The 20,489-nt window shown below is 48.7% G+C and carries 13 protein-coding genes and 6 pseudogenes; 15 read left to right on the top strand and 4 right to left on the bottom strand.

What is annotated here, in order from left to right:
* Positions 1-59: 59 nt before the first annotated feature.
* Positions 60-2,117: pseudogene (gene paaZ, locus GKR74_RS01495) on the bottom strand (phenylacetic acid degradation bifunctional protein PaaZ); the annotation flags it as partial.
* Positions 2,118-2,443: 326 nt separating this feature from the next.
* On the opposite strand from paaZ, the gene paaA reads away from it, so the two are divergent.
* From paaA to paaY, 13 genes and pseudogenes are all read left to right on the top strand, one after another.
* On the top strand, positions 2,444-3,382 hold the full coding sequence (paaA, locus tag GKR74_RS01490) for a 1,2-phenylacetyl-CoA epoxidase subunit PaaA (RefSeq protein ID WP_154602230.1): 939 nt from the start codon (positions 2,444-2,446) through the stop codon (positions 3,380-3,382).
* A gap of 20 nt (positions 3,383-3,402) precedes the next feature.
* Positions 3,403-3,687 (top strand): annotated as a pseudogene (gene paaB / locus GKR74_RS01485) (1,2-phenylacetyl-CoA epoxidase subunit PaaB); the annotation flags it as partial.
* Positions 3,688-3,700: 13 nt separating this feature from the next.
* A pseudogene (gene paaC / locus GKR74_RS01480) lies at positions 3,701-4,462 on the top strand (1,2-phenylacetyl-CoA epoxidase subunit PaaC).
* 2 nt (positions 4,463-4,464) lie between these two features.
* A complete protein-coding gene (gene paaD / locus GKR74_RS01475) occupies positions 4,465-4,965 on the top strand; it encodes a 1,2-phenylacetyl-CoA epoxidase subunit PaaD (protein WP_154602228.1) in 501 nt (166 codons plus the stop codon).
* 10 nt (positions 4,966-4,975) lie between these two features.
* Positions 4,976-6,031 (top strand): 1,2-phenylacetyl-CoA epoxidase subunit PaaE, encoded by a 1,056-nt coding sequence (paaE, locus tag GKR74_RS01470; RefSeq protein WP_154602227.1) that lies wholly within the window; start codon positions 4,976-4,978, stop codon positions 6,029-6,031.
* Positions 6,032-6,040: 9 nt separating this feature from the next.
* On the top strand, positions 6,041-6,814 hold the full coding sequence (gene paaF, locus GKR74_RS01465; protein ID WP_154602226.1) for a 2,3-dehydroadipyl-CoA hydratase PaaF: 774 nt from the start codon (positions 6,041-6,043) through the stop codon (positions 6,812-6,814).
* A gap of 2 nt (positions 6,815-6,816) precedes the next feature.
* A complete protein-coding gene (paaG, locus tag GKR74_RS01460; protein WP_154602225.1) occupies positions 6,817-7,626 on the top strand; it encodes a 2-(1,2-epoxy-1,2-dihydrophenyl)acetyl-CoA isomerase PaaG in 810 nt (269 codons plus the stop codon).
* A gap of 2 nt (positions 7,627-7,628) precedes the next feature.
* Positions 7,629-9,194 (top strand): annotated as a pseudogene (locus tag GKR74_RS01455) (3-hydroxyacyl-CoA dehydrogenase); the annotation flags it as partial.
* A pseudogene (paaI, locus tag GKR74_RS01450) lies at positions 9,194-9,631 on the top strand (hydroxyphenylacetyl-CoA thioesterase PaaI); the annotation flags it as partial. The pseudogenes GKR74_RS01455 and paaI, both read left to right, overlap by 1 nt.
* A pseudogene (gene pcaF, locus GKR74_RS01445) lies at positions 9,631-10,884 on the top strand (3-oxoadipyl-CoA thiolase). The pseudogenes paaI and pcaF, both read left to right, overlap by 1 nt.
* Positions 10,885-10,902: 18 nt before the next feature.
* The gene (paaK, locus tag GKR74_RS01440; RefSeq protein WP_154602221.1) at positions 10,903-12,216 is read left to right on the top strand and encodes a phenylacetate--CoA ligase PaaK; all 1,314 of its coding nucleotides are present in this window, start codon (positions 10,903-10,905) and stop codon (positions 12,214-12,216) included.
* Between the two features lie 151 nt (positions 12,217-12,367).
* Positions 12,368-13,309, top strand: a complete 942-nt coding sequence (paaX, locus tag GKR74_RS01435; protein WP_154602220.1) for a phenylacetic acid degradation operon negative regulatory protein PaaX — start codon at positions 12,368-12,370, stop codon at positions 13,307-13,309.
* Positions 13,310-13,331: 22 nt separating this feature from the next.
* Positions 13,332-13,925: a phenylacetic acid degradation protein PaaY gene (gene paaY, locus GKR74_RS01430; RefSeq protein WP_154602219.1), complete on the top strand. Its 594-nt coding sequence runs from the start codon at positions 13,332-13,334 to the stop codon at positions 13,923-13,925.
* A gap of 50 nt (positions 13,926-13,975) precedes the next feature.
* Here paaY and GKR74_RS01425 read toward each other — a convergent pair whose 3' ends face one another.
* Together GKR74_RS01425 and emrA are read right to left on the bottom strand one after the other, a co-directional pair.
* Positions 13,976-15,505, bottom strand: coding sequence for a DHA2 family efflux MFS transporter permease subunit (locus tag GKR74_RS01425; RefSeq protein WP_154602218.1), 1,530 nt, complete (start codon positions 15,503-15,505; stop codon positions 13,976-13,978).
* A 4-nt stretch (positions 15,506-15,509) separates the two neighbouring features.
* Positions 15,510-16,682, bottom strand: a complete 1,173-nt coding sequence (gene emrA, locus GKR74_RS01420; RefSeq protein WP_154602217.1) for a multidrug efflux MFS transporter periplasmic adaptor subunit EmrA — start codon at positions 16,680-16,682, stop codon at positions 15,510-15,512.
* Between the two features lie 477 nt (positions 16,683-17,159).
* Here emrA and GKR74_RS01415 point away from each other — a divergent pair, with 477 nt between their 5' ends.
* Both GKR74_RS01415 and GKR74_RS01410 read left to right on the top strand, forming a co-directional pair.
* On the top strand, positions 17,160-19,211 hold the full coding sequence (locus GKR74_RS01415; protein WP_154602216.1) for a TonB-dependent receptor domain-containing protein: 2,052 nt from the start codon (positions 17,160-17,162) through the stop codon (positions 19,209-19,211).
* A gap of 15 nt (positions 19,212-19,226) precedes the next feature.
* Positions 19,227-20,162 (top strand): alpha/beta hydrolase, encoded by a 936-nt coding sequence (locus GKR74_RS01410; RefSeq protein ID WP_154602215.1) that lies wholly within the window; start codon positions 19,227-19,229, stop codon positions 20,160-20,162.
* 65 nt (positions 20,163-20,227) lie between these two features.
* Here the strand turns inward: GKR74_RS01410 and GKR74_RS01405 are convergent, their stop codons facing one another.
* Positions 20,228-20,488, bottom strand: a complete 261-nt coding sequence (locus GKR74_RS01405) for an acyl carrier protein (RefSeq protein WP_154602214.1) — start codon at positions 20,486-20,488, stop codon at positions 20,228-20,230.
* Position 20,489: the final 1 nt, after the last annotated feature.

Below are 20,489 nucleotides of genomic sequence, written 5' to 3'. Positions count from 1 at the left end.
ACGAAAACAGAAAGGGCATTTTGCCCTCTCTGATAACTTCGCCCTCTACCACAGCATCAAAAATCCCCGTGGCGACGCTCCACCAGCGTTAAAATACTGTACAGCGCCACGATATCGTTGTGCTGATTAAACACTTGGACATCCCACTCGATAACCCCATTTGGCTTATCTTCGGCTTTTTTCTGGGCTTTTTTGATCTTTTTCTTGCACGTTAAGCGCACTTGGATGGTATCGCCAATTTTGACTGGCTCGATAAAACGCAAGTTTTCCATCCCATAGTTCGCGATAACAGGCCCGACTCCCGCATCCACAAACAGCCCCGCTGCTGCCGATACCACAAAATAGCCGTGGGCGATGCGCTCGCCAAACATCGATTGCTCGGCGCCGAGTTTATCCACATGCACATAGAAATTATCCCCGCTAAGGCAGGCAAAATTCACAATATCCGCCTCAGTCACCGTGCGTCTTGCGGTCAATAACGTGTCGCCAATCACTAACTCTTCGAAATATTTACGGAACGGATGCACCACATCGGCAATAGCCTCAGCGCCGCGCATCCACTGCTTACTAATCGCAGTCAACATGGATGGGCTGCCTTGCAATGCCGTGCGCTGCATATAATGTTTTACCGCTCGTAAGCCACCCAGCTCTTCACCGCCTCCGGCACGCCCCGGTCCACCATGTACCAACATTGGCAAAGGTGAGCCGTGCCCCGTGGACTCTTTCGATGCCGCTTCATCCAAAATAAACATCCGCCCGTGCGCCCGTGCCGCTGCGCGGATCACCGTCTGCGCCACTTGGCTATCGGCAGTCACCAGCGAACCGACTAAGCTTCCGCCTCCTAGCGCCGCCAACTGCACCGCTTGCTCTAACCCGTCATAACTCATTAATGTTGCCACGGGACCAAACGCTTCAGTTTCGTGTACCGCTTGATGCACAAATGGCGCAGCACAGTACAGCAATGTCGGTGGGAAAAATGCCCCTTTTTCGCTATCGCCACCTACCACCTGCATATTGGTAAAACTACCACCGCACAGGCGTTCACAGCCATTGGCGAGCAGATAATTCACTTTATCCTGCACATCTTGGCGTTGTTCAAGGTTAATCAATGCCCCCATTCGAACCCCTTCCACGGCAGGATCGCCCACCGTGACGTTCGAGATGCGTTTTAGTAGGGCATTTTTCACATTTTCCAACTGAGTTTTCGGGACGATAATCCGGCGGATAGAAGTACATTTTTGCCCTGCTTTCATGGTCATTTCATTGACCACTTCTTTGATAAACAGCGCAAATTCTGGTTGTTCCGGCTGAACATCCAAACCTAAAATGGCGCAGTTTAATGAGTCCGCTTCCATGGTAAAAGGCACGGATTTTTGATTAATACGTGGGTGAGATTTGAGTTTTTGTCCAGTTCCTGCTGAGCCGGTAAAGGTCACCACATCTTCGAAATCCAAGTGGTCGAACATATCCCCAACGCCGCCACAAATTAATTGAATCGCCCCTTCGGGAACTAACCCGCTCTCCATCATCAACTTCACCATCGCGTGAGTCAGTTGCGCGGATGCAGTGGCGGGTTTGATAATGGCAGGCATTCCCGCTAGCCACGTTGGCGCCAGTTTTTCTAGCATACCCCAGCACGGAAAGTTGAACGCATTGATGTGCAAAGCCACGCCACGGCGCGACGTCAAAATATGGCGGGCAACAAACTGCCCCTGTTTTGATAGCGGGATCATCTCGTCTTCTGACCACACAGTATCATCCGGCAGCTCACGGCTTGCCAGACCCGCGTAGGAAAATAGGGTGCCGATTCCCCCTTCAATATCTACCCAACTGTCTGATTTAGTGGCGCCTGTCTGGGCAGAAATGGCATATAACGCCTCTTTATGGGCAAGTAAATGTCTCGCAACCGCTTTGAGCATCTCTCCACGCTGTTGAAACGTTAATTTCCCTAGCGCCTCGCCACCGACATCACGCCCGTATTGTAGGCTTTGCGCTAATGGCAGCCCTTCAGAGGTCACTGCATAGAGTGCTTCATTGGTTAGTGCATGAAAAATCGGACGACCTTCCCCTGCTCCCGTTGCCCACTTCCCCATAATGTAACTTGTTAAATGTTGCATGTTCCATCTCCAGAAAAACGACAATAAACAATTTTTAGATGTTAAATATGTATCACATAAACAATCATAGATGCCAATCTAAATTTAACAAATAAAATACAAGTAGAGTTAATTTGAGTATTTAGGGAAAGAATCACACAAAAAACGATGATTTCATCATGTTGATTTATATGAATATAGTTTAATTACTTGTGAGGTGAATCGCAAAAACCCTACAAACAGCATTGATCTTATTGTTAACTATTCCTAGCATTAATGTTAAATAAATGTGTTTCATATTTTTATATTAACTTAATTTTTATGAATCACTTTAACGGAAGATAACAATGAACGAGCAAAATAAAATCCACTTCGATGCCAAAATCGAAGCTGACATCGCCATCGAGCCCAAAGATTGGATGCCCGATGCTTACCGACAAAACCTCATTCGCCAGATTGGGCAGCACGCCCATTCAGAAGTGATTGGCATGCTGCCGGAAGCCAATTGGCTCACTCGCGCTCCAACCCTACGCCGTAAGGCCGTTCTGCTAGCAAAAATTCAAGATGAAGCGGGGCACGGTTTATACCTCTATAGCGCCGCAGAAACCTTGGGGTGCACTCGCCAAGACATCTACCAAAAGATGCTCGACGAAAAGATGAAATACTCCTCCATTTTCAACTATCCGACGCTCAATTGGGCGGATGTGGGTGTGATTGGCTGGCTGGTTGATGGCGCAGCAATTGTCAACCAAGTGGCACTGTGCCGTGCCTCTTATGGGCCTTATGCCCGTGCGATGGTAAAAATTTGCAAAGAGGAGAGTTTTCACCAACGCCAAGGTTATGAAGCTGTCATGGCATTGGCTGAAGGCACCGACGAGCAAAAAGCCATGCTGCAAGACTCCATCAACCGCTTTTGGTGGCCAGTATTAATGATGTTTGGTCCGAATGATTCTGACTCCCCTCATAGCGCCCAAAGTATGGCGTGGAAAATCAAGCGCTTCAGTAATGACGAGCTGCGCCAGAAATTTGTGGATAACACCGTGCCGCAGGTGGAAGCCCTCGGTATGACTATCCCCGACCCTGACCTGTACTGGGATGATGCGTTGGGTCACTACCGTTTTGGTGAGATTGATTGGGAAGAGTTCTACCAAGTGATTAAAGGGCAAGGGATCTGCAACCAAGAACGCCTTGATGCGAAGCGCAAAGGTTGGGAAGACGGAGCTTGGGTGCGCGAAGGCGCAATGGCTCACAGTCAAAAACAAAAAGCCATTAAATCTGCGGCTTAGCCACCAAGAAGGAAAAGACGATGAACAATCAAGATTGGCCACTGTATGAAGTGTTTGTTCGCAGTAAACAAGGTTTAGCCCACCGCCATGTGGGAAGTTTGCACGCCGCCGATGACCAAATGGCGCTGGAAAATGCTCGCGATGCTTACACTCGCCGTAGCGAGGGTTGCTCCATTTGGGTCGTCAAAGCCGCCCATTTGGTCGCGTCTCAACCTGATGAAAAAGATCAATTTTTTGACCCCGCGGACAGCAAGGTTTACCGCCATCCAACCTTTTACACCATCCCTGATGGCATCAAAAACATGTGAGGAGCTTGAAATGACCGAAAAACAGCAGCTCCACCATTATGTTTTACGCCTCGGAGACACTCCACTGATTCTGGCACAGCGCCTGTGTGAGTGGTGTGGTCACGCCCCTGAAATCGAAATTGACCTTGCGCTGTCCAACATCGGCTTAGATTTACTGGGACAAGCGCGCAATTTCCTCAGCTATGCCGCAGAACTCAAAGGCGCAGGTTACAACGAAGACAAGCTGGCTTACCTGCGTGATGAGCGTGAATTCAGCAATTTACTGCTTGTCGAACAACCGAATGATGGCTTCAACGATACCCTCGTACGCCAGTTTTTTATCGATGCCTACCATGTGCCCCTGTACAGCGCACTGACTCAAAGCCGTGACCCACAGCTCGCCGCCATTGCCGCAAAATCCCTTAAAGAAGCCCTGTACCACCTGCGTTTTAGCCGCGGTTGGATGATCCGATTAGGGGATGGCACCGCACTGAGCCAGCAGAAACTGCAGCAATCTATCAACCGCTTATGGCGCTTTACTGGCGAATTGTTCCATGCCGATGAAATTGAAATTACGTTAAGTGAGGCAGGCATTGCCGTTGACCCGCGCACACTGCGCGATACTTGGCTGCAAACCGTGAACGAAACCTTTGAAGAAGCCACTCTCAGCCTACCTGAGCAAGCTGCTTATCGATTAGGTGGCAAACAAGGAAGCCACACTGAGCACCTCGGTTTAATTCTCACGCAGCTGCAATTTGTGCAACGCGCTTACCCCAACAGCCAGTGGTGATAGTGATGGAACAGAGAATGCAACTTCAATCCCCCGATATTCATCAGATCTGGCAGCAGCTTCAGCAGATCCCTGACCCTGAATTGCCGGCTCTGTCTATTACTGATCTCGGCATGGTGCGCCATGTGAAGCCGACCGAACAAGGCTGGCAAATTGGGTTTACCCCAACCTATTCAGGCTGCCCTGCCACCGAATTTTTAATCAATGAAATCAAAATGGTTCTCGATAGCGCGGGTTTCTCATCTGTGGATGTGGAAGTGGTATTAACCCCCGCATGGACCACGGACTGGATGAACCAAGATGCCAAACGGCGCTTACGTGAATTTGGCATTGCCCCCCCACAAGGCACGGCCTGTGAACATCCTGAGCATACGGGAGCCATCTGCTGCCCGCGTTGCGATAGCGAACAGACGGAAAAAATTAGCGAGTTTGGCTCTACCGCCTGCAAAGCGCTGTATCGCTGCAATGAATGCTTAGAACCGTTTGATTACTTTAAATGTATTTAAGGGCACACTCATGACTGTCTTTCACCGTTTAAGTATTGCCGCTATTGACCGTGACACGCCCGATGCCGTGGCGGTCACCTTTCATATTCCTGAATCTCTGCAAGCGCAGTATCGTTACCGCCCAGGTCAACATTTAACGCTAAAAGCCGCGATTAATGGCGAAAATCTTCGTCGCTGCTACTCCATCTGTAGCGCCCCCAATGAAAACGGGCTAAAAATTGGCGTTAAAGCTATCTACGAAGGGCGATTTTCTAACTTTATCAACCAACAACTGAATGTTGGGGATAGCTTAGAAGTGATGATCCCCCAAGGGCAATTTGGCTACCAACCCGATAGCCAGCAACAAGGGCACTATTTAGCCGTGGCCGCAGGCTCCGGCATTACCCCGCTGTTATCCATCATCAAAGCCACATTGCAAACCGAGCCAAATAGCCGCTTTGTACTGATTTACGGTAATCGCAATAGCCGTTCAGTGATGTTCAAAGAAGCCATTGCTGACTTAAAAAACCGCTTTGCCACCCGTTTTCAAGTGCTGTATCTGTTTAGCCAAGAGCCGCAAGAGAGCGCGTTACTCAGCGGGCGCATTGATGCGCAACAACTCAGCGCTTTAGGGAAATCCCTGCTCAATTTTAGCCAATTCGACCGCGCTTTCATTTGCGGTCCAGAATCCATGATGGATGAAGTCCAAGAAACCTTAATTCATCACGGCATGGCGCAAGAGCGCGTACATACCGAGCGCTTTAATACCTCGGGTGCGAAATTCAAACCGACGATTACCACCAGCGAAAGCCGCCAAGTTACCCTTCAATTAGATGGGCGCACCTTAAATATCAATATGGATGGGCAAGATGACAGCATCCTTGATGCCGCACTGCGCCAAGGTGCTGACCTGCCTTACGCCTGCAAAGGCGGCGTATGCGCCACCTGCAAATGCAAACTGCGCTCAGGGGAAGTGGAAATGGGGGTGAACTACAGCCTCGAACCTGACCAAATCGCCGCCGGCTATATCCTCAGCTGCCAAGCATGGCCAAAAGGGGATGGCGTGGTATTGGACTTTGATGTGTAGGGATGAGCAATGGAAAATAATTGGATTTTATCTCAACAACATCATCGCGTTCTGACGCTGACGCTTAATCGCCCCGATGTGCGCAACGCGCTGAGCACACCGTGCCTTGAATTACTGGTTAAGCATCTCGAACATGCGCAAACCAACGACAATATCGGCGCTATCGTCATTACGGGCAACCCGCGTTTCTTTGCCGCAGGGGCTGATCTTAAAGAGCTTCAGCAGCAAACCGTTGCCAGCGCCATCACGGATAAACGTCCACAAGTTTGGCGCCGTTTTGCGCAAATCAGCAAACCGATTATTTGTGCCGCCAATGGCTACGCGTTAGGGGCTGGGTTCGAGTTACTGCTCGCCAGCGACATCATTATTGCGGGGGAATCCGCCCGCTTTGGTCTACCGGAAATTACCCTTGGAATGATCCCCGGTGCGGGCGGTACTCAGCGCCTAATTCGCGCAGTGGGCAAATCCCTTGCCATGCAGATGGTACTCACCGGAGAAACCCTCAGTGCTGAGCAAGCCAAACAAGCCGGATTAGTCAGTGAAGTGTGCGTGGACGCACTCACCCTTGAACGCGCTCAAGCCATCGCCAAACGCATTGCAGGACATGCGCCTTTAGCCGTGAATGCCGCCAAAGCTGCGCTAGTAAGCGCCCAAGAAACTCACCTGACCGAAGGCTTAAAACTGGAGCGCCAGTATTTTGCCAGCCTTGCGGGTACGGACGATCGCCAAGAGGGGATCGCCGCCTTTTTCGAAAAACGATCCCCCCAATTTACAGGACGCTAATCATGATAAATGACACCGTGATCACCGAAGAGATGATCCTTACAACGCTGGAAGATGGGGTGCTCACGATTACCTTAAACCGCCCTGACCGTCTAAATAGCTTTAACGATGAGATGCATCGCCAGCTAAGCGCGGCCATTAAAATCGCCGAACGAGACGAAACCGTCCGTTGCTTAGTGATCACCGGCGCGGGTCGTGGATTCTGTGCGGGGCAAGATCTGAACGATCGTAATGTCGCTGTCGGATCCGAAGCCCCTGATCTGGGCTTTTCCGTCGAAACTTACTACAACCCGCTGATCCGCCGTTTAGTCGCATTGCCCAAACCGATTATTTGTGCCGTGAACGGCGTTGCCGCAGGCGCGGGAGCGGCGATTGCCCTTGCGGGAGATATTGTCATCGCCGCGAAAAGTGCCAGTTTTATTCAATCATTTTGCCGCCTCGGGCTGGTGCCTGATTCCGGTGGAAGCTGGTTTTTACCGCAATTAGTCGGTCGTGCCCGTGCTATGGGCATGGTGATGTTAGGGGATAAAATTAGCGCAGAGCAAGCATTGCAGTGGGGCATGATTTGGCAAGTCACGGAAAATGACCAACTCGCCACCACCGTTAACAACCTCGCGAAGCACCTTGCGACTCAACCGACCTATGGGTTGGGGCTGATCAAAAAAGCGATTCACAGTGCCGCCACCAATACCCTTGATGAGCAGCTCAATTTAGAGCGAGATTTACAGCGCTTAGGCGGGCGCAGCCATGATTACCGAGAAGGCGTCGATGCGTTTTTAAATAAACGCGAACCGACGTTCCAAGGAAAATAACCATGAAGACTTCACTGAGCCCATCGATACAAAATGTCGCAGTCATTGGCGCAGGTACTATGGGCATTGGAATTGCGCAAGTCGCTGCCAGTGCGGGTCTACAAGTACAACTTTTTGATGTGAACGCCCAAGTGTTGCAGCAATCTTTAGCGGCACTCTCCACCCGTTTACGCAAACGCGTTGAACAAGGCAGAGCCGACGCCAAAAGCACAGAAGAAACCCTTGCTCGCCTCCATGTTGCCGACAGCCTTTCTACCCTTGCTGACGCCGATTTAGTGATTGAAGCAGTGGCAGAAAAACTCGCCATTAAGCAGGCGATTTTCCGTGAACTTGAAGGCATTTGCCGCGAAAGCACGATTTTTGCCAGTAACACCTCGTCATTATCTATCACGGCGATTGCCAGCGTACTCAAACACCCTAAACGCATGGCTGGCTTACACTTTTTTAACCCTGCTCCTGTGATGAAGCTGGTAGAAGTGATCCGTGGACTTGAAACCGCAGAGCACGTGATTGAAACCCTAAAAACCCTGACACTGGCATTCAATAAAATTCCGGTGATTTGCCGCTCCACACCGGGCTTTATTGTTAATCGCGTAGCAAGGCCTTTTTATGCAGAAACCTTACGAGCACTGGAAGAACAAGTGGGCAACCCCGCTACGTTAGACAGTGTGATGCGCGATGCCGGAGGCTTTTCCATGGGGCCTTTACAACTGACGGATTTAATCGGCCATGACGTGAATTACGCCGTGACGGAGTCCATGTTTCAAGCATTTGGCTATGACCCGCGTTTCCAAACCGCATTTGCGCAATTGGCGTTGGTGCAAGCGGGGCATTTAGGGCGCAAATCCGGTCGTGGATTTTATGATTACGCCGTTGATAATCATGATGATCATAATAAATTCGCATCTCGGGTCGACGTCGCGCCTTCCATAGTGCAGTCTCGCCAGCTCGACATCAAAGCCCATGGAAATTGGCAAATATTTCCTGCACTTAAGCAACTCTTACAGCAAAACGGGATCTGCCTCGAAGAAGCTGAACAAAAAATGCACCAGTCACCCTCACTGGTTGTTAACGGGGTTATTATTATGTTAACAAATGGTGAAATGACATCCACTCTTGCGCAAAAGCTTGATAAGCCCGTGGTGCAATTTGATTTATCCGCCAACTACGTTGCGGCAACCACTATCGCTATCAGTTGCGCAGTACAAAATAGCCACCAGCAAAACCAAGATGCGATTGCCTTTTTTCAGTCCCTCGGCAAGCAAGTGATTGTGCTGCCGGACTACCCTGCGCTATTAACCCTGCGCACCGTTGCCATGTTGTGCAATGAGGCTTTGGATGTGGTGAATAAAGGCGTCGCAAGCGCCCAAGATACTGATTTGGCGATGCGTTTCGGCGTGAATTACCCGAAAGGGCCACTAGCATGGGGCGCTCAAATCGGTTGGTCACATATTTTGCATACCCTTGAACATTTAACTGATTTCTATAGGGACACGCGTTATCGCCCCAACCCATTACTACGCCAGCTTGCCGCCGGTTTTCAGTCACTCTCATTGGAGGCATTGCCATGAATTCACTGCCCAACGTCACCCTCGCTCAGCAAGCGGCACATGCTATGTACCGCGATGACACTTGCGCCAAAGCCATGGGAATGGTGATTGAAGATGTGGCCGAAGGCTATGCGCAACTCACCATGGTGGTTACGCCCAACATGTTGAACGGGCACAAAACCTGCCACGGCGGGCAGTTGTTTAGTCTGGCAGATACTGCGTTTGCGTATGCCTGCAACAGCCAAGGTTATGCTGCCGTCGCCTCCATGTGTTCCATCGATTTTTTGCGCCCCGGTTTTGAAGGGGATGTGCTCACTGCCACCGCCAAAATGCAGCACCAAGGTAAACGCAGTGGGTTATATGAAGTCGAAATTACCAACCAAGATGGCAAACCACTGGCGCTGTTTCAAGGTCGTTCCCACCGTTTAGGTCACCGTTTAGTTGGAGAAGCCTCATGAATGACGCCTATATTTGCGATGGTATTCGCACCCCGATTGGTCGCTATGGCGGCGCATTATCCTCACTGCGTCCCGATGATCTGTCGGCTATCACTCTAAAAGCCTTGATGGTGCGTAACCCACAATTAGACTGGACGTTAACCGACGATATTATCCTCGGTTGCGCCAACCAAGCGGGGGAAGATAACCGCAACGTCGCACGAATGGCGGGGCTACTGTCTGGCTTACCGATTTCAGTATCTGGCACCACCATCAACCGCCTATGTGGCTCTGGCTTAGATGCCATCGCCCTTGCTGCTCGCAGCATCAAAGCTGGGGAATCGGGATTGATGATTGCCGGCGGTGTGGAATCCATGAGCCGTGCACCGTTTGTGATGGGCAAACAAGATGCTGCCTTTTCTCGCCAAGCGCAAATGTTTGATACCACGATTGGCTGGCGATTTATCAACCCATTAATGGAGCAGCAATTCTCCACTGATTCCATGCCAGAAACCGCCGAAAACGTGGCGCACACTTACAATATCAGCCGCGAAGACCAAGATGCTTTTGCCCTGCGCAGCCAACAGCGTACCGAAGCGGCTCGCCTTAAAGGCATCTTTGCCGAAGAGATTGTTCCCGTCACCGTGAAATTGCGTAAATCAGAGCAGCAAGTGACGGAAGATGAACACCCGCGTCCTGAAACCACTCACGAACAACTGCAAAAACTGAAAACGCCGTTTCGTGAAAATGGCAGCGTCACTGCGGGCAATGCTTCGGGCGTTAATGATGGTGCCGCCGCCTTGATTATCGCCTCCGAAGCGGTTGCCAAGCAGCAAGGGTTAACCCCACGAGCGCGAGTGATTGCGACAGCCACCTGTGGTGTCGAGCCGCGTTTAATGGGTATCGGCCCTCTGCCTGCCACTCAAAAAGTACTGAAAATGGCAGGGCTGACTATCGAACAAATGGATGTGATTGAGCTGAATGAAGCCTTTGCCGCTCAAGCACTGGCGGTATTGCGAGGCTTAGGTCTGCCAGATGACGCCCCGCAGGTTAACCCCAATGGTGGAGCTATCTCCTTAGGGCACCCGCTGGGTATGAGCGGGTCGCGCTTGGTGATTTCCGCCATGAATGAACTGCACCGTAAGCAAGGTCGCTACGGGTTATGCACCATGTGCATCGGTGTGGGTCAAGGTATTGCAATGATTATTGAACGAGTCTGAATAACAAAACTGCCTGACTCCCCCTACACCTGCTCAGGCAAGTATCAATAATAATAAGGATTGGCAATTATGAGCATGACACAACACGATAATATCGACCCGATCGAGTTTGCTTCTCGCGATGAGATCGAGGCGTTGCAGTTCTCACGAATGAAGTGGACACTCACTCACGCATACGAAAATGTGCCAATGTACCGCAAAAAATTCGATGCCGCGGGCGTACACCCTGACGATTTTAAACAGCTTAGCGACATCGAAAAATTTCCCTATACCACTAAGCAAGATTTACGTGAAAACTACCCATTCGACACCTTTGCTGTGCCAATGGAACAAATTACCCGCATTCACGCCTCGTCGGGTACCACCGGTCGCCCAACGGTTGTCGGTTATACCCAACAAGATATTGATAACTGGGCAGATTTAATCGCTCGCAGCTTACGCTCTGCTGGCGCGACTCGCGGTGATAAAGTCCACGTTGCCTACGGTTACGGGCTATTTACTGGCGGGCTCGGAGCGCACTATGGGGCAGAGCGCCTTGGTGCGGCGGTTATTCCCATGTCCGGCGGTCAAACCGAGAAACAAGCACAGCTAATTGTCGATTTTAAGCCCGATATCATCATGGTGACGCCATCTTACTGCCTTAGTATTATCGACGAACTTGAGAAAATCATGGGCGGAGACGCTAGTAAGTGCTCACTAAGAATTGGTGTCTTTGGTGCAGAACCGTGGACAGAATCCCTCAGAACCGAAATTGAAACTCGCTTAGGAATCAGAGCCTTAGATATTTATGGCTTATCTGAAGTGATGGGACCTGGCGTTGCTATGGAGTGTGCGGACTCCGACGAAAGCGGCCCAACTATCTGGGAAGACCATTTTTACCCTGAAATTATCTGCCCAAATAGCCTAAAAACCCTCGGTCATGGGGAGCATGGTGAGTTAGTGTTCACTACCCTCACAAAAGAAGCCATGCCAGTGATCCGCTACCGAACCCGCGACCTTACTCACCTAAAATCTGGTGGAAACCGCCAAATGCGCAGTATCGGAAAAATCACGGGTCGCTCCGATGACATGATGATTATCCGTGGTGTGAACGTTTTCCCGTCTCAAATTGAAGAGCAAATAATGCAATTCAAAGAGTTATCGCCACACTACCAACTAGAAATTGGGCGCAAAGGCAATATGGATAACCTCTCTGTGCGCGTTGAGCTCAAACACCCAGAACAACTGACTTTTGATGAGCGCTGTAATATCTGCCACAACCTCAAACACCGTATTAAATCCATGGTGGGGATCAGCACCCGAGTGAGCATCGTCAACTGTGGGGATATCCCCCGCTCACAAGGCAAAGCCCAGCGCGTAATTGATACACGAATTGCCGTTTAGTTTCCGAGAATGAGGTGTATTCATGATGAATACGCCTCTCGGCGGTTTCCTCACAATGCTCACACTCTTCGGCACGAAAACAAGACAATCGACTAGTTTTTGTCTAAGATTTGCCAAGTACCTGATACATAAATTTTAGGGATAAAATCATATGGAAACCAAACTCAGCCAATTTATACACTACGCCATTGAGAGCCAGCCTATCAGCGGAACGTCGCTTATCAGCTCCCTATATGGAGATGCTTTGCACCACCGTGGTGGCGAAGTTTGGCTAGGTAGCCTGACCAAATTGCTTGAGCCAATGGGTTTTTCCGACCGCTTTGTGCGCACCTCCGTGTTTCGTCTACAAAAAGAAAACTGGCTGGATGTCGAAAAAATAGGACGCCGTAGCTACTACCGTATTTCAGAACGCGGACAAAACCGCTTTCGCCGAGCGGAAAGCAAAATTTACCTCAGCGAACAGCCTGAATGGGATGGCACATGGGATTTACTACTGCTGGAAAGCGCGGATAAAGACGAAAAAATTCGCCTTAAAAAAGAGTTTGGTTGGCTCGGGTTTGGGCAATTTAATAGCGGCTTGATGGCTGCGCCAAGCCGGACACAAAGCGATATTCCCGCCTTACTGGGGGAGTTAAACGCAGCTGACCAAGTAATTTACTTCCGTGCCAACTATCCCTTTAATCGCTCTGAGAAAAAATTAAAGGAATTGGTGTTCGATGCCTGGTCGCTACCTGAAATTTCAGAGCATTATCATCAATTTATCAACTTATTCCGCCCTGTAGCATTATTGCTAAAAGAGCATGGGGAACAGACAATTTCCCCTGAATTATGTTTCCAGCTGCGCCTATTACTGATCCATTTTTATCGCCGCGTGATCTTAAAAGACCCGTTGCTCCCTGATGAATTACTGCCTGCACAGTGGGAAGGACATATTGCGCGCCACTTGTGCACCAATATTTATCAGCGTATCGACCAAGGTGCCACCCAGTATGTCACCGACTTGTGTGAAACCACCGTTGGCGAACTACCACACCCCTCCAGCGCCTATTATCGACGTTTTGGCGGTATTCTTCGAGAGCTAGCAGCCGCATAATCACTTTGCTAAAGGAACCTTTATGCCATTTTATCAAATTGACGGTATCACCCCTGTCGTTAGCCCAGAAAGTTTTGTTCACCCTACTGCCGTGATCATTGGCGATGTGGTCATTGGTAAGCGCGTTTATATTGGCCCTAACGCCAGTTTACGCGGAGATTTTGGGCGACTGATTATTAAAGATGGGGCGAATGTGCAGGATAACTGCGTGATGCACGGTTTTCCGCAATTCGATACCATCATTGAGGAAGATGGGCACATTGGTCACGGTGCTATTTTGCATGGCTGTCATATCAAACGTAATGCATTAGTAGGCATGAATAGTGTGGTGATGGATGGTGCGGTAGTGGGCGAAAATTCCATTGTCGGCGCTTGTGCGTTTATCAAAGCGGATGCGCAATTTCCCGATAACAGCTTGATTATCGGAACACCCGCCAAAGTGCTGCGTAGCCTGTCAGAGCAAGAAATTGAATGGAAAAGCAAGGGCACACTGGATTACCAAACCTTAGTGACCCGCTGCCTCAATACATTCCAAGAAGTGACGCCGCTGACGGAGGAAGAGCCTAACCGTCCAAAACTGGTCTTTGATGATGTTGTTCCCAAGTCCAGACTGTAAAAGTGAGCGCATGTCGACAACCCACGCGCCCTATCTTTTAGTGTTTCTTTTTAATGTTTATTGGCTTTGCTGCCAAACGGCGGCTTCGCAAACCATACCGTCACAATCAACGCAATAAACACCCAGCCACATAACCAGAAAATTTCATTCGCCGCGATAATCAACCCTTGGCTGGTGATCTGCTGAGCAATAAAGCCGGAGGTTTGCTCAGTGGTCATGCCATGCGCCGCCATCCCTTGGTACATATCGAGGGATTCTGGGTTGTAATCCGTAATAAATTCAGTGAGCTGGCTATGATGCACTGCCTCCCTATCGCTCCACAGCGTGGTGGTGATCGATGTTCCGATGGAGCCCGCCAGCGTACGGAAAAAGTTCGCCAAGCTGGAAGCCGAGGCTAATTTTTCAGGGGGTAGCCCCGACAGTGTCAAAGTGGTCAACGGCATAAAGAAACAGGCTACCGCCATCCCCTGCACCAACTGCGGCCAGACAACGGCATCGAACCCCATAGATGGCTCAAACGTATAGGCTCGCCAGAAGAAACAAATGGCATAAAACACGAAGCTAAAGGTGACTATCCAGCGAATGTCTAAGAAATCCGAGAGTTTCGCGACAGGTGCTGAGAACAATACGGGTAAAAGACCTATTGGTGCGAGCGCTAACCCTGCCCATGTTGCGGTATAGCCGTATACTTCTTGCAGTAGCTGCGGCAAAAGTACGATCGCCCCAAAATACGCCATATACGCCAAACTCACCGAAATGGTACCAATGGTAAAATTGCGGGATTTAAACAGCGATAATTCGACGATCGGGTTTTTGGAGGTCAGTTCCCAGATAACCATAAACACCAGCGCAATTGCGGAGATCACTGCAAGGATCACAATCTCATTGGACGCTAACCAACCGAGCTCTTTTCCTTTATCCAACAATACCTGCAAGCAGCCCACACCGACGGATAACAGCGCTAAGCCGATCACATTGAATGGCACTTTCACCACTGTCGATTCCATCCCTTTCAGAATGATCGAGCCAACAATGATCACGAAGATCCCCAGCGGGATATTCATAAAGAAGATCCAGCTCCAATGGAAGTTATCGCTGATATAGCCGCCGAAAATAGGCCCAAAAACAGGGGCTAAAATAATGGTCATCGACCAAAATGCCAACGCCATATTCTGCATTTTCGGTGGATAACACCGCATGATGAGACTTTGTGACAACGGGATAACTGGCCCAGCAACCGCCCCTTGTAGCACGCGGAACAAAATCAACATACCAAGGCTGTCGGAAAAACCACACAGTAATGAAAACAGCGTAAACAGTGCCGTTGCCCACAGGAAGACTCTTATCTCCCCGAAGCGTTTAGCCAGAAAACCCGAAATTGCGATAGAGATGGCGTTGGACACCCCAAATGAGGTGATCACCCACGTCCCTTGCGAGACCGACACCCCAAGGTTCCCCGCAATCGTCGGGATAGCCACGTTGGCAATCGTGGAGTCCAACACCTGCATAAATGTCGCCAGAGACAGGGCGATAGTCGCCCAGACGAGTTTAGCCCCTTTTAGCGGTTGAATATCAGCCATGGGACTAGTCCGCGTTATCGCTGATAATGGTGTCGATCACCTGATCCACATCGTTTAACTTCAGCACCAAAACATCACTTTCAAACGCGGGAATTGTACGTTGAACTTCCGACAATACAGGACCATTTTGGTCTTTAATATCGATGGTTACATTCATGGATAAACCGATACGTAGCGGGTATTTCGCCACTTGCTCAGGGTCTAACTCCACGCGAACGGGTAGACGCTGCACCACTTTGATCCAGTTCCCCGTGGCATTTTGCGCAGGCAGCAATGAGAACGCACTGCCCGTCCCCATATCCAGTCCCACTACCGTACCTTTGTAACTCACATTGCTACCATAAAAATCACTGTTAATCGTGACCGGCTGACCGATACGCACATTTTCAAGTTGCGTCTCTTTAAAGTTAGCGTCGACCCAAACTGGTTGAACCGGCACAATCGCCATTAACGAGCTTTGCGGGCTGACTTGGGAACCCACTTGCACATTACGGCGAGAGACATATCCCGTCATCGGGCTTTTGATTTCTGTCCGCTGTAGATTGATCCACGCACTGCGCACGCTATCCGCCGCTTGTTGCACCGCTGGCTGGTTTTTCAGTGCCGTATTACGCAACAACGCACGGTTGGCATTGTATTGTTGAATCGAAATATCCAGCGCTGCTTGCGCCAGTTGCACCGCTTCTTGAGAGTGCTGCAAATCCTCTTTTGAAATCGTCCCACTGCGACCTAATGCTGCACGGCGCTGATAATCTTTTTGCGCTTGCGCAAGCGAAACTCGATTTTGTTGGATTTGGGCTTGGTACTGGTCCCCATTGATATACAACTCTTTGGTTTTGCGCACAGTGGACGCTAAATCATGTTTGGCCTGTTCATAAGCCAGTTGCGCATTAGTTTTATCCAGCACCACCAGCACATCACCCGCTTTCACCAAGTCAGTATTCTCAAAGTTCACTTGAGTGACATTTCCGGTGGTTTGCGCAACGATAGGAATTTGCAAACCCGACACATAGGCATCATCGGTATATTCTTGAAAACGCAGAACCAAAAACCAATACGCGCCATAGGCAACAAACAACAAAACAATAATAACCGTAGCGATGATCATCCACAGTGTTCTTTTATTTTCTTGTTTCGTTTTTTGATGTTCTTCAATTGAATTTGTCGGTTGTTCCATAATAACTCTCAAGGGAAATAAACTTTATTTTAGCAATATAACCTATCTTTACGAACTCATCGTGATAATGCAATAGGCAACTGTTTTACATTAACTAAATATCCATTTTTAATTTTTATTTTCTGTTTTAAATCAATATTCAACCTTGTTTTTAAATTAGAAAATTTAAATATAATCAAAAAAAGATGAGGTTATTTAAAGATAATAAAAACATTCTAAATAAGATAATTGTGAATCGTTAAATAATAATCGGCATTTATCTCTTTCATTCCCAAATAGCTATTCCCTCGTTTTTCAGTCTATTTCCTACTTTTTGTACGGTTTTTTACGCTCTCTCGTTCCCTCGCACAAAATGTTAACCGTGATCAAACTTTGCCCAAAAAATAGCTCGCTAATTATTTATTTTCTATCTGTATCGGTGTTAGTATTCGCAAACATTATGATTATCATTATCATTTAGTTTTGCTAGGGAAAAACATGAAAACGCACTATCACTACTCTTTAATCGCTGCAGGTGTTTGCGCAGCGTTGGCTTCATTTAGCACCACAGCAGAAGAAAATTCAGACAAAATGATCGTTACGGCATCGGGTTATTCCCAACAATTACGCGATGCTCCTGCCAGTGTTACCGTCATTACTGCCGAGCAGCTACAAAACAAACCTGTTCGCGACTTAGCCGATGCGGTCAAAGATGTTGAAGGCGTTAGCGTCGTCGGCAGCGCCAATAAACAAGATATTAATATTCGAGGGTTATCCGGCGAATACACCTTAATTTTGGTGGATGGTCGTCGTCAAAATAGCCGTGAATCTCGTCCAAATGGTAGCGGCGGCTTTGAAGCAGGCTTTATGCCACCTGTTGAAGCTATCGAGCGTATCGAAGTGATCCGTGGCCCAATGTCCTCACTGTATGGCTCTGATGCCATGGGCGGCGTCATCAACATCATCACCAAGAAAGTGACCAATGAGTGGCACGGTAGCGTCACTACGGGCGCAATTATTCAAGAAAATAGCGAAAGCGGCGATTCCATGGACGGTAATTTCTACCTGTCTGGTCCGCTGATCAAAGATAAACTTGGTTTACAACTGTACGGTAGCGGGGATTACCGTAAAGAAGACAAAATTCCAGATGGCCATGATAAAAGGGACAATAAAAGCCTGACCGCGAAATTAACCTTCACGCCGATGGAAAATCAAACCTTCTTATTTGAAGCGGGCAGAACTACCCAAGAACGCTATGCTGAACCGGGTAAATCACTGGCGGAATACTCCATGTTCAATGGTGTAAAACGCGATAATACTAAGTCTGAAACTCACAATAACCGTAACCATATGGCGCTGACCTACAAAGGCGACTGGGATGTGATTCAAACGGAAGTGAGTGTTTATCAAGAGCAAACCAAACGTAAAACCAAAGCCGAAACCAAAGACGCAAAAACGGGGCTGTATAATTACGCTTATGAAGCGCGCGTACCGGAAATTACTAACACCGTAGTGGATGGTAAAGTCACCGCCTTCTTGCCGGATAATATCTTAACGGCGGGGACTCAGTATCAACATGCCAAACTGAAAGATACTTCTGCAACTGGCGCTAAAACCACAGAAAATGTCTCGTTAACCGCAGACCAATACGCGCTGTTCTTAGAAGATGAATTTACGGCCACTGAAAACCTGATTTTAACTGGCGGTATTCGTTTAGATCACCACGAATTCTATGGCGACCACTGGAACCCACGCGGCTACGCGATTTACCATTTAACCGATGAAATCACCATCAAAGGTGGGGTATCACAAGCATTCCGCGCACCAACTCTGCGTGAAATTAGCCCGAACTACAAAACCTCGACAGAAAAAGGTAAAGGGATCATCTACGGTAATGACAACCTGAAACCTGAAAAAAGCTTTAACCAAGAAATTGGTATCGCCTATGACCATGAGTCTGGCTTCAACGCGAGCCTGATGTTCTTCAATACTGACTTTAAAAATAAACTCACCAGCTACTACACCGGTGATAAAGACCCAGTGACAGGCTTAAACCTGTACACCTACGACAACGTCGGTGAAGCTAACATCAAAGGGGTAGAAATCGCGGCGGGTATTCCATTTGCCGAAGATTGGAACCTTAGCCTGAACTACACTTACACCGATTCAGAACGTAAAAGTAATGATGAAAAACTTACCAGTGGCGAATCCCTCAAAGGCTACCCATTGGATAAAACGCCGAAACACTTAGCGAATGCGAAGCTAGATTGGCAATACAGCCCAGACCTTAACTTATACACCCGTGCGCATTATGAAGGTGAGCAAGTATGGGCTGCACAACGTAACGGTTCTTCCGTTCCACGTTACCGTAAAGGCTATACCACCATGGATGTGGGCGCGACTTATCAGCTGCTGAAAAATACCAAGTTGAATTTTGCGGTGTTAAATATTGCCAACGAGAAAGGCTCTAAGATTGACGCTGAGAATGGCGGTAACTGGGATGTTGAAGACGGTCGCCGTTACTGGGCGAATGTCAACGTAACATTCTAATCCCTGATTGCGGGTATGACGCTTATCGCTGATTACCCGCTGATTCTTTTTAGTTCGATGACCATCCCAATGATAAAAAAACTGTTTATGGCGAGCCTATTGATGTGTATTGCAAGCATCTGTATCACAAGTAATACGTGGGCCCGTCCCAATCCGAATATTCCCGAATTCGATGCTCGTGTGGCGGACGTATACACCGTGCAGCACCATGATATGCGCAATGGCCAGCGCGAACTGCGCATCTACAGTGCCGTTCCACAACATATTTCAGGAAAACGTCCCGTGCTGTTTATGTTAGACGGTAACGGGCTGTATCCGCTAGCAGTCAACCAAGCGGCTCAGCAATTTTCCCCCGATAAACTGCCGATTATTATTGGCATCGGCTATCCCAGCCCTGAAGCGTTTCCGAAAAAAGAGCGCACATACGACTACACGCCGAAAGTTGCAGGTGATGCATTCCAGCACGGTGGCGGTGCAGAATCTCTGTACCAGTTTCTCACCTTCACTATTCGCCCATGGGCTGAACAACAATTCCCGATTGATACTCAACGTGAAACCTTATTTGGGCACTCATTTGGCGGTTTATTTACCCTGATGGCGTACCAAGACCACCCTGCGGATTTCCAGCATTTTGTCGCGGCAAGCCCGTCATTATGGTGGGGAGAAGGGAAAATGGTGAATTTAGATAAGTTAACGCGCCCGTCGAAGGCATCGCCGTTAGATATCACCCTCGGTGAGTTAGAAGAGACGCCAGATTTAAGTCGTTTAACCGATGAGCAGAAGCAAAATTATCAAACACGAAAAAGTTGGATCTCCCCTCGTGAAGTGTGTGAAGCCATAAATAGCCCTCAACGAATTTGTGATTTCACCTTATTTGCAGGCAAAACCCACGGTAGCGTGATCCCTGATGCCATCAAGAAAGCGTTGGAAATCACGACATCTGAGCCATAAAAAACTCGGTTTCCTGCCCAAAAGCACGAAACCGAGTTACTATCGATGAAAACTGACCAGACAACTTAATTGTCTGTGGTGGCGCTAACCAGGTAATTCACAATATCCTGTAAGCGTCGCCACTTCATCCACACTTCGTCCTTTAATGGCTGTTCGGTATATTCCTCAATCGCCGCAATCAATTCCAACAGCTCTAAAGAATCGATATGCACATCGGCAATCAGCTCTGCATCCATCGCGTAAGTTTTGTTAATCCCAGAATACTCACGAATTTGCTGAAGATGGCGTTCTAGCCATTGCTGCGCAATATCTTGTTGTGTGGTCATC

The organism is Providencia sp. wls1914, from assembly GCF_009706645.1.
GTDB lineage: Bacteria > Pseudomonadota > Gammaproteobacteria > Enterobacterales > Enterobacteriaceae > Providencia > Providencia zhijiangensis.
This window is presented reverse-complemented; position numbering and strand designations above follow the sequence as displayed.

Excerpts from the sequence above, each read along its gene's own strand:
- paaA (WP_154602230.1), top strand. The coding sequence starts at position 2,444 with ATGAACGAGCAAAATAAAATCCACTTCGATGCCAAAATCGAAGCTGAC.
- paaD (WP_154602228.1), top strand. The coding sequence starts at position 4,465 with ATGGAACAGAGAATGCAACTTCAATCCCCCGATATTCATCAGATCTGG.
- paaE (WP_154602227.1), top strand. The coding sequence starts at position 4,976 with ATGACTGTCTTTCACCGTTTAAGTATTGCCGCTATTGACCGTGACACG.
- paaF (WP_154602226.1), top strand. The coding sequence starts at position 6,041 with ATGGAAAATAATTGGATTTTATCTCAACAACATCATCGCGTTCTGACG.
- paaG (WP_154602225.1), top strand. The coding sequence starts at position 6,817 with ATGATAAATGACACCGTGATCACCGAAGAGATGATCCTTACAACGCTG.
- paaK (WP_154602221.1), top strand. The coding sequence starts at position 10,903 with ATGAGCATGACACAACACGATAATATCGACCCGATCGAGTTTGCTTCT.
- paaX (WP_154602220.1), top strand. The coding sequence starts at position 12,368 with ATGGAAACCAAACTCAGCCAATTTATACACTACGCCATTGAGAGCCAG.
- paaY (WP_154602219.1), top strand. The coding sequence starts at position 13,332 with ATGCCATTTTATCAAATTGACGGTATCACCCCTGTCGTTAGCCCAGAA.
- GKR74_RS01425 (WP_154602218.1), bottom strand. The coding sequence starts at position 15,505 with ATGGCTGATATTCAACCGCTAAAAGGGGCTAAACTCGTCTGGGCGACT.
- emrA (WP_154602217.1), bottom strand. The coding sequence starts at position 16,682 with ATGGAACAACCGACAAATTCAATTGAAGAACATCAAAAAACGAAACAA.
- GKR74_RS01415 (WP_154602216.1), top strand. The coding sequence starts at position 17,160 with ATGAAAACGCACTATCACTACTCTTTAATCGCTGCAGGTGTTTGCGCA.
- GKR74_RS01410 (WP_154602215.1), top strand. The coding sequence starts at position 19,227 with ATGACGCTTATCGCTGATTACCCGCTGATTCTTTTTAGTTCGATGACC.
- GKR74_RS01405 (WP_154602214.1), bottom strand. The coding sequence starts at position 20,488 with ATGACCACACAACAAGATATTGCGCAGCAATGGCTAGAACGCCATCTT.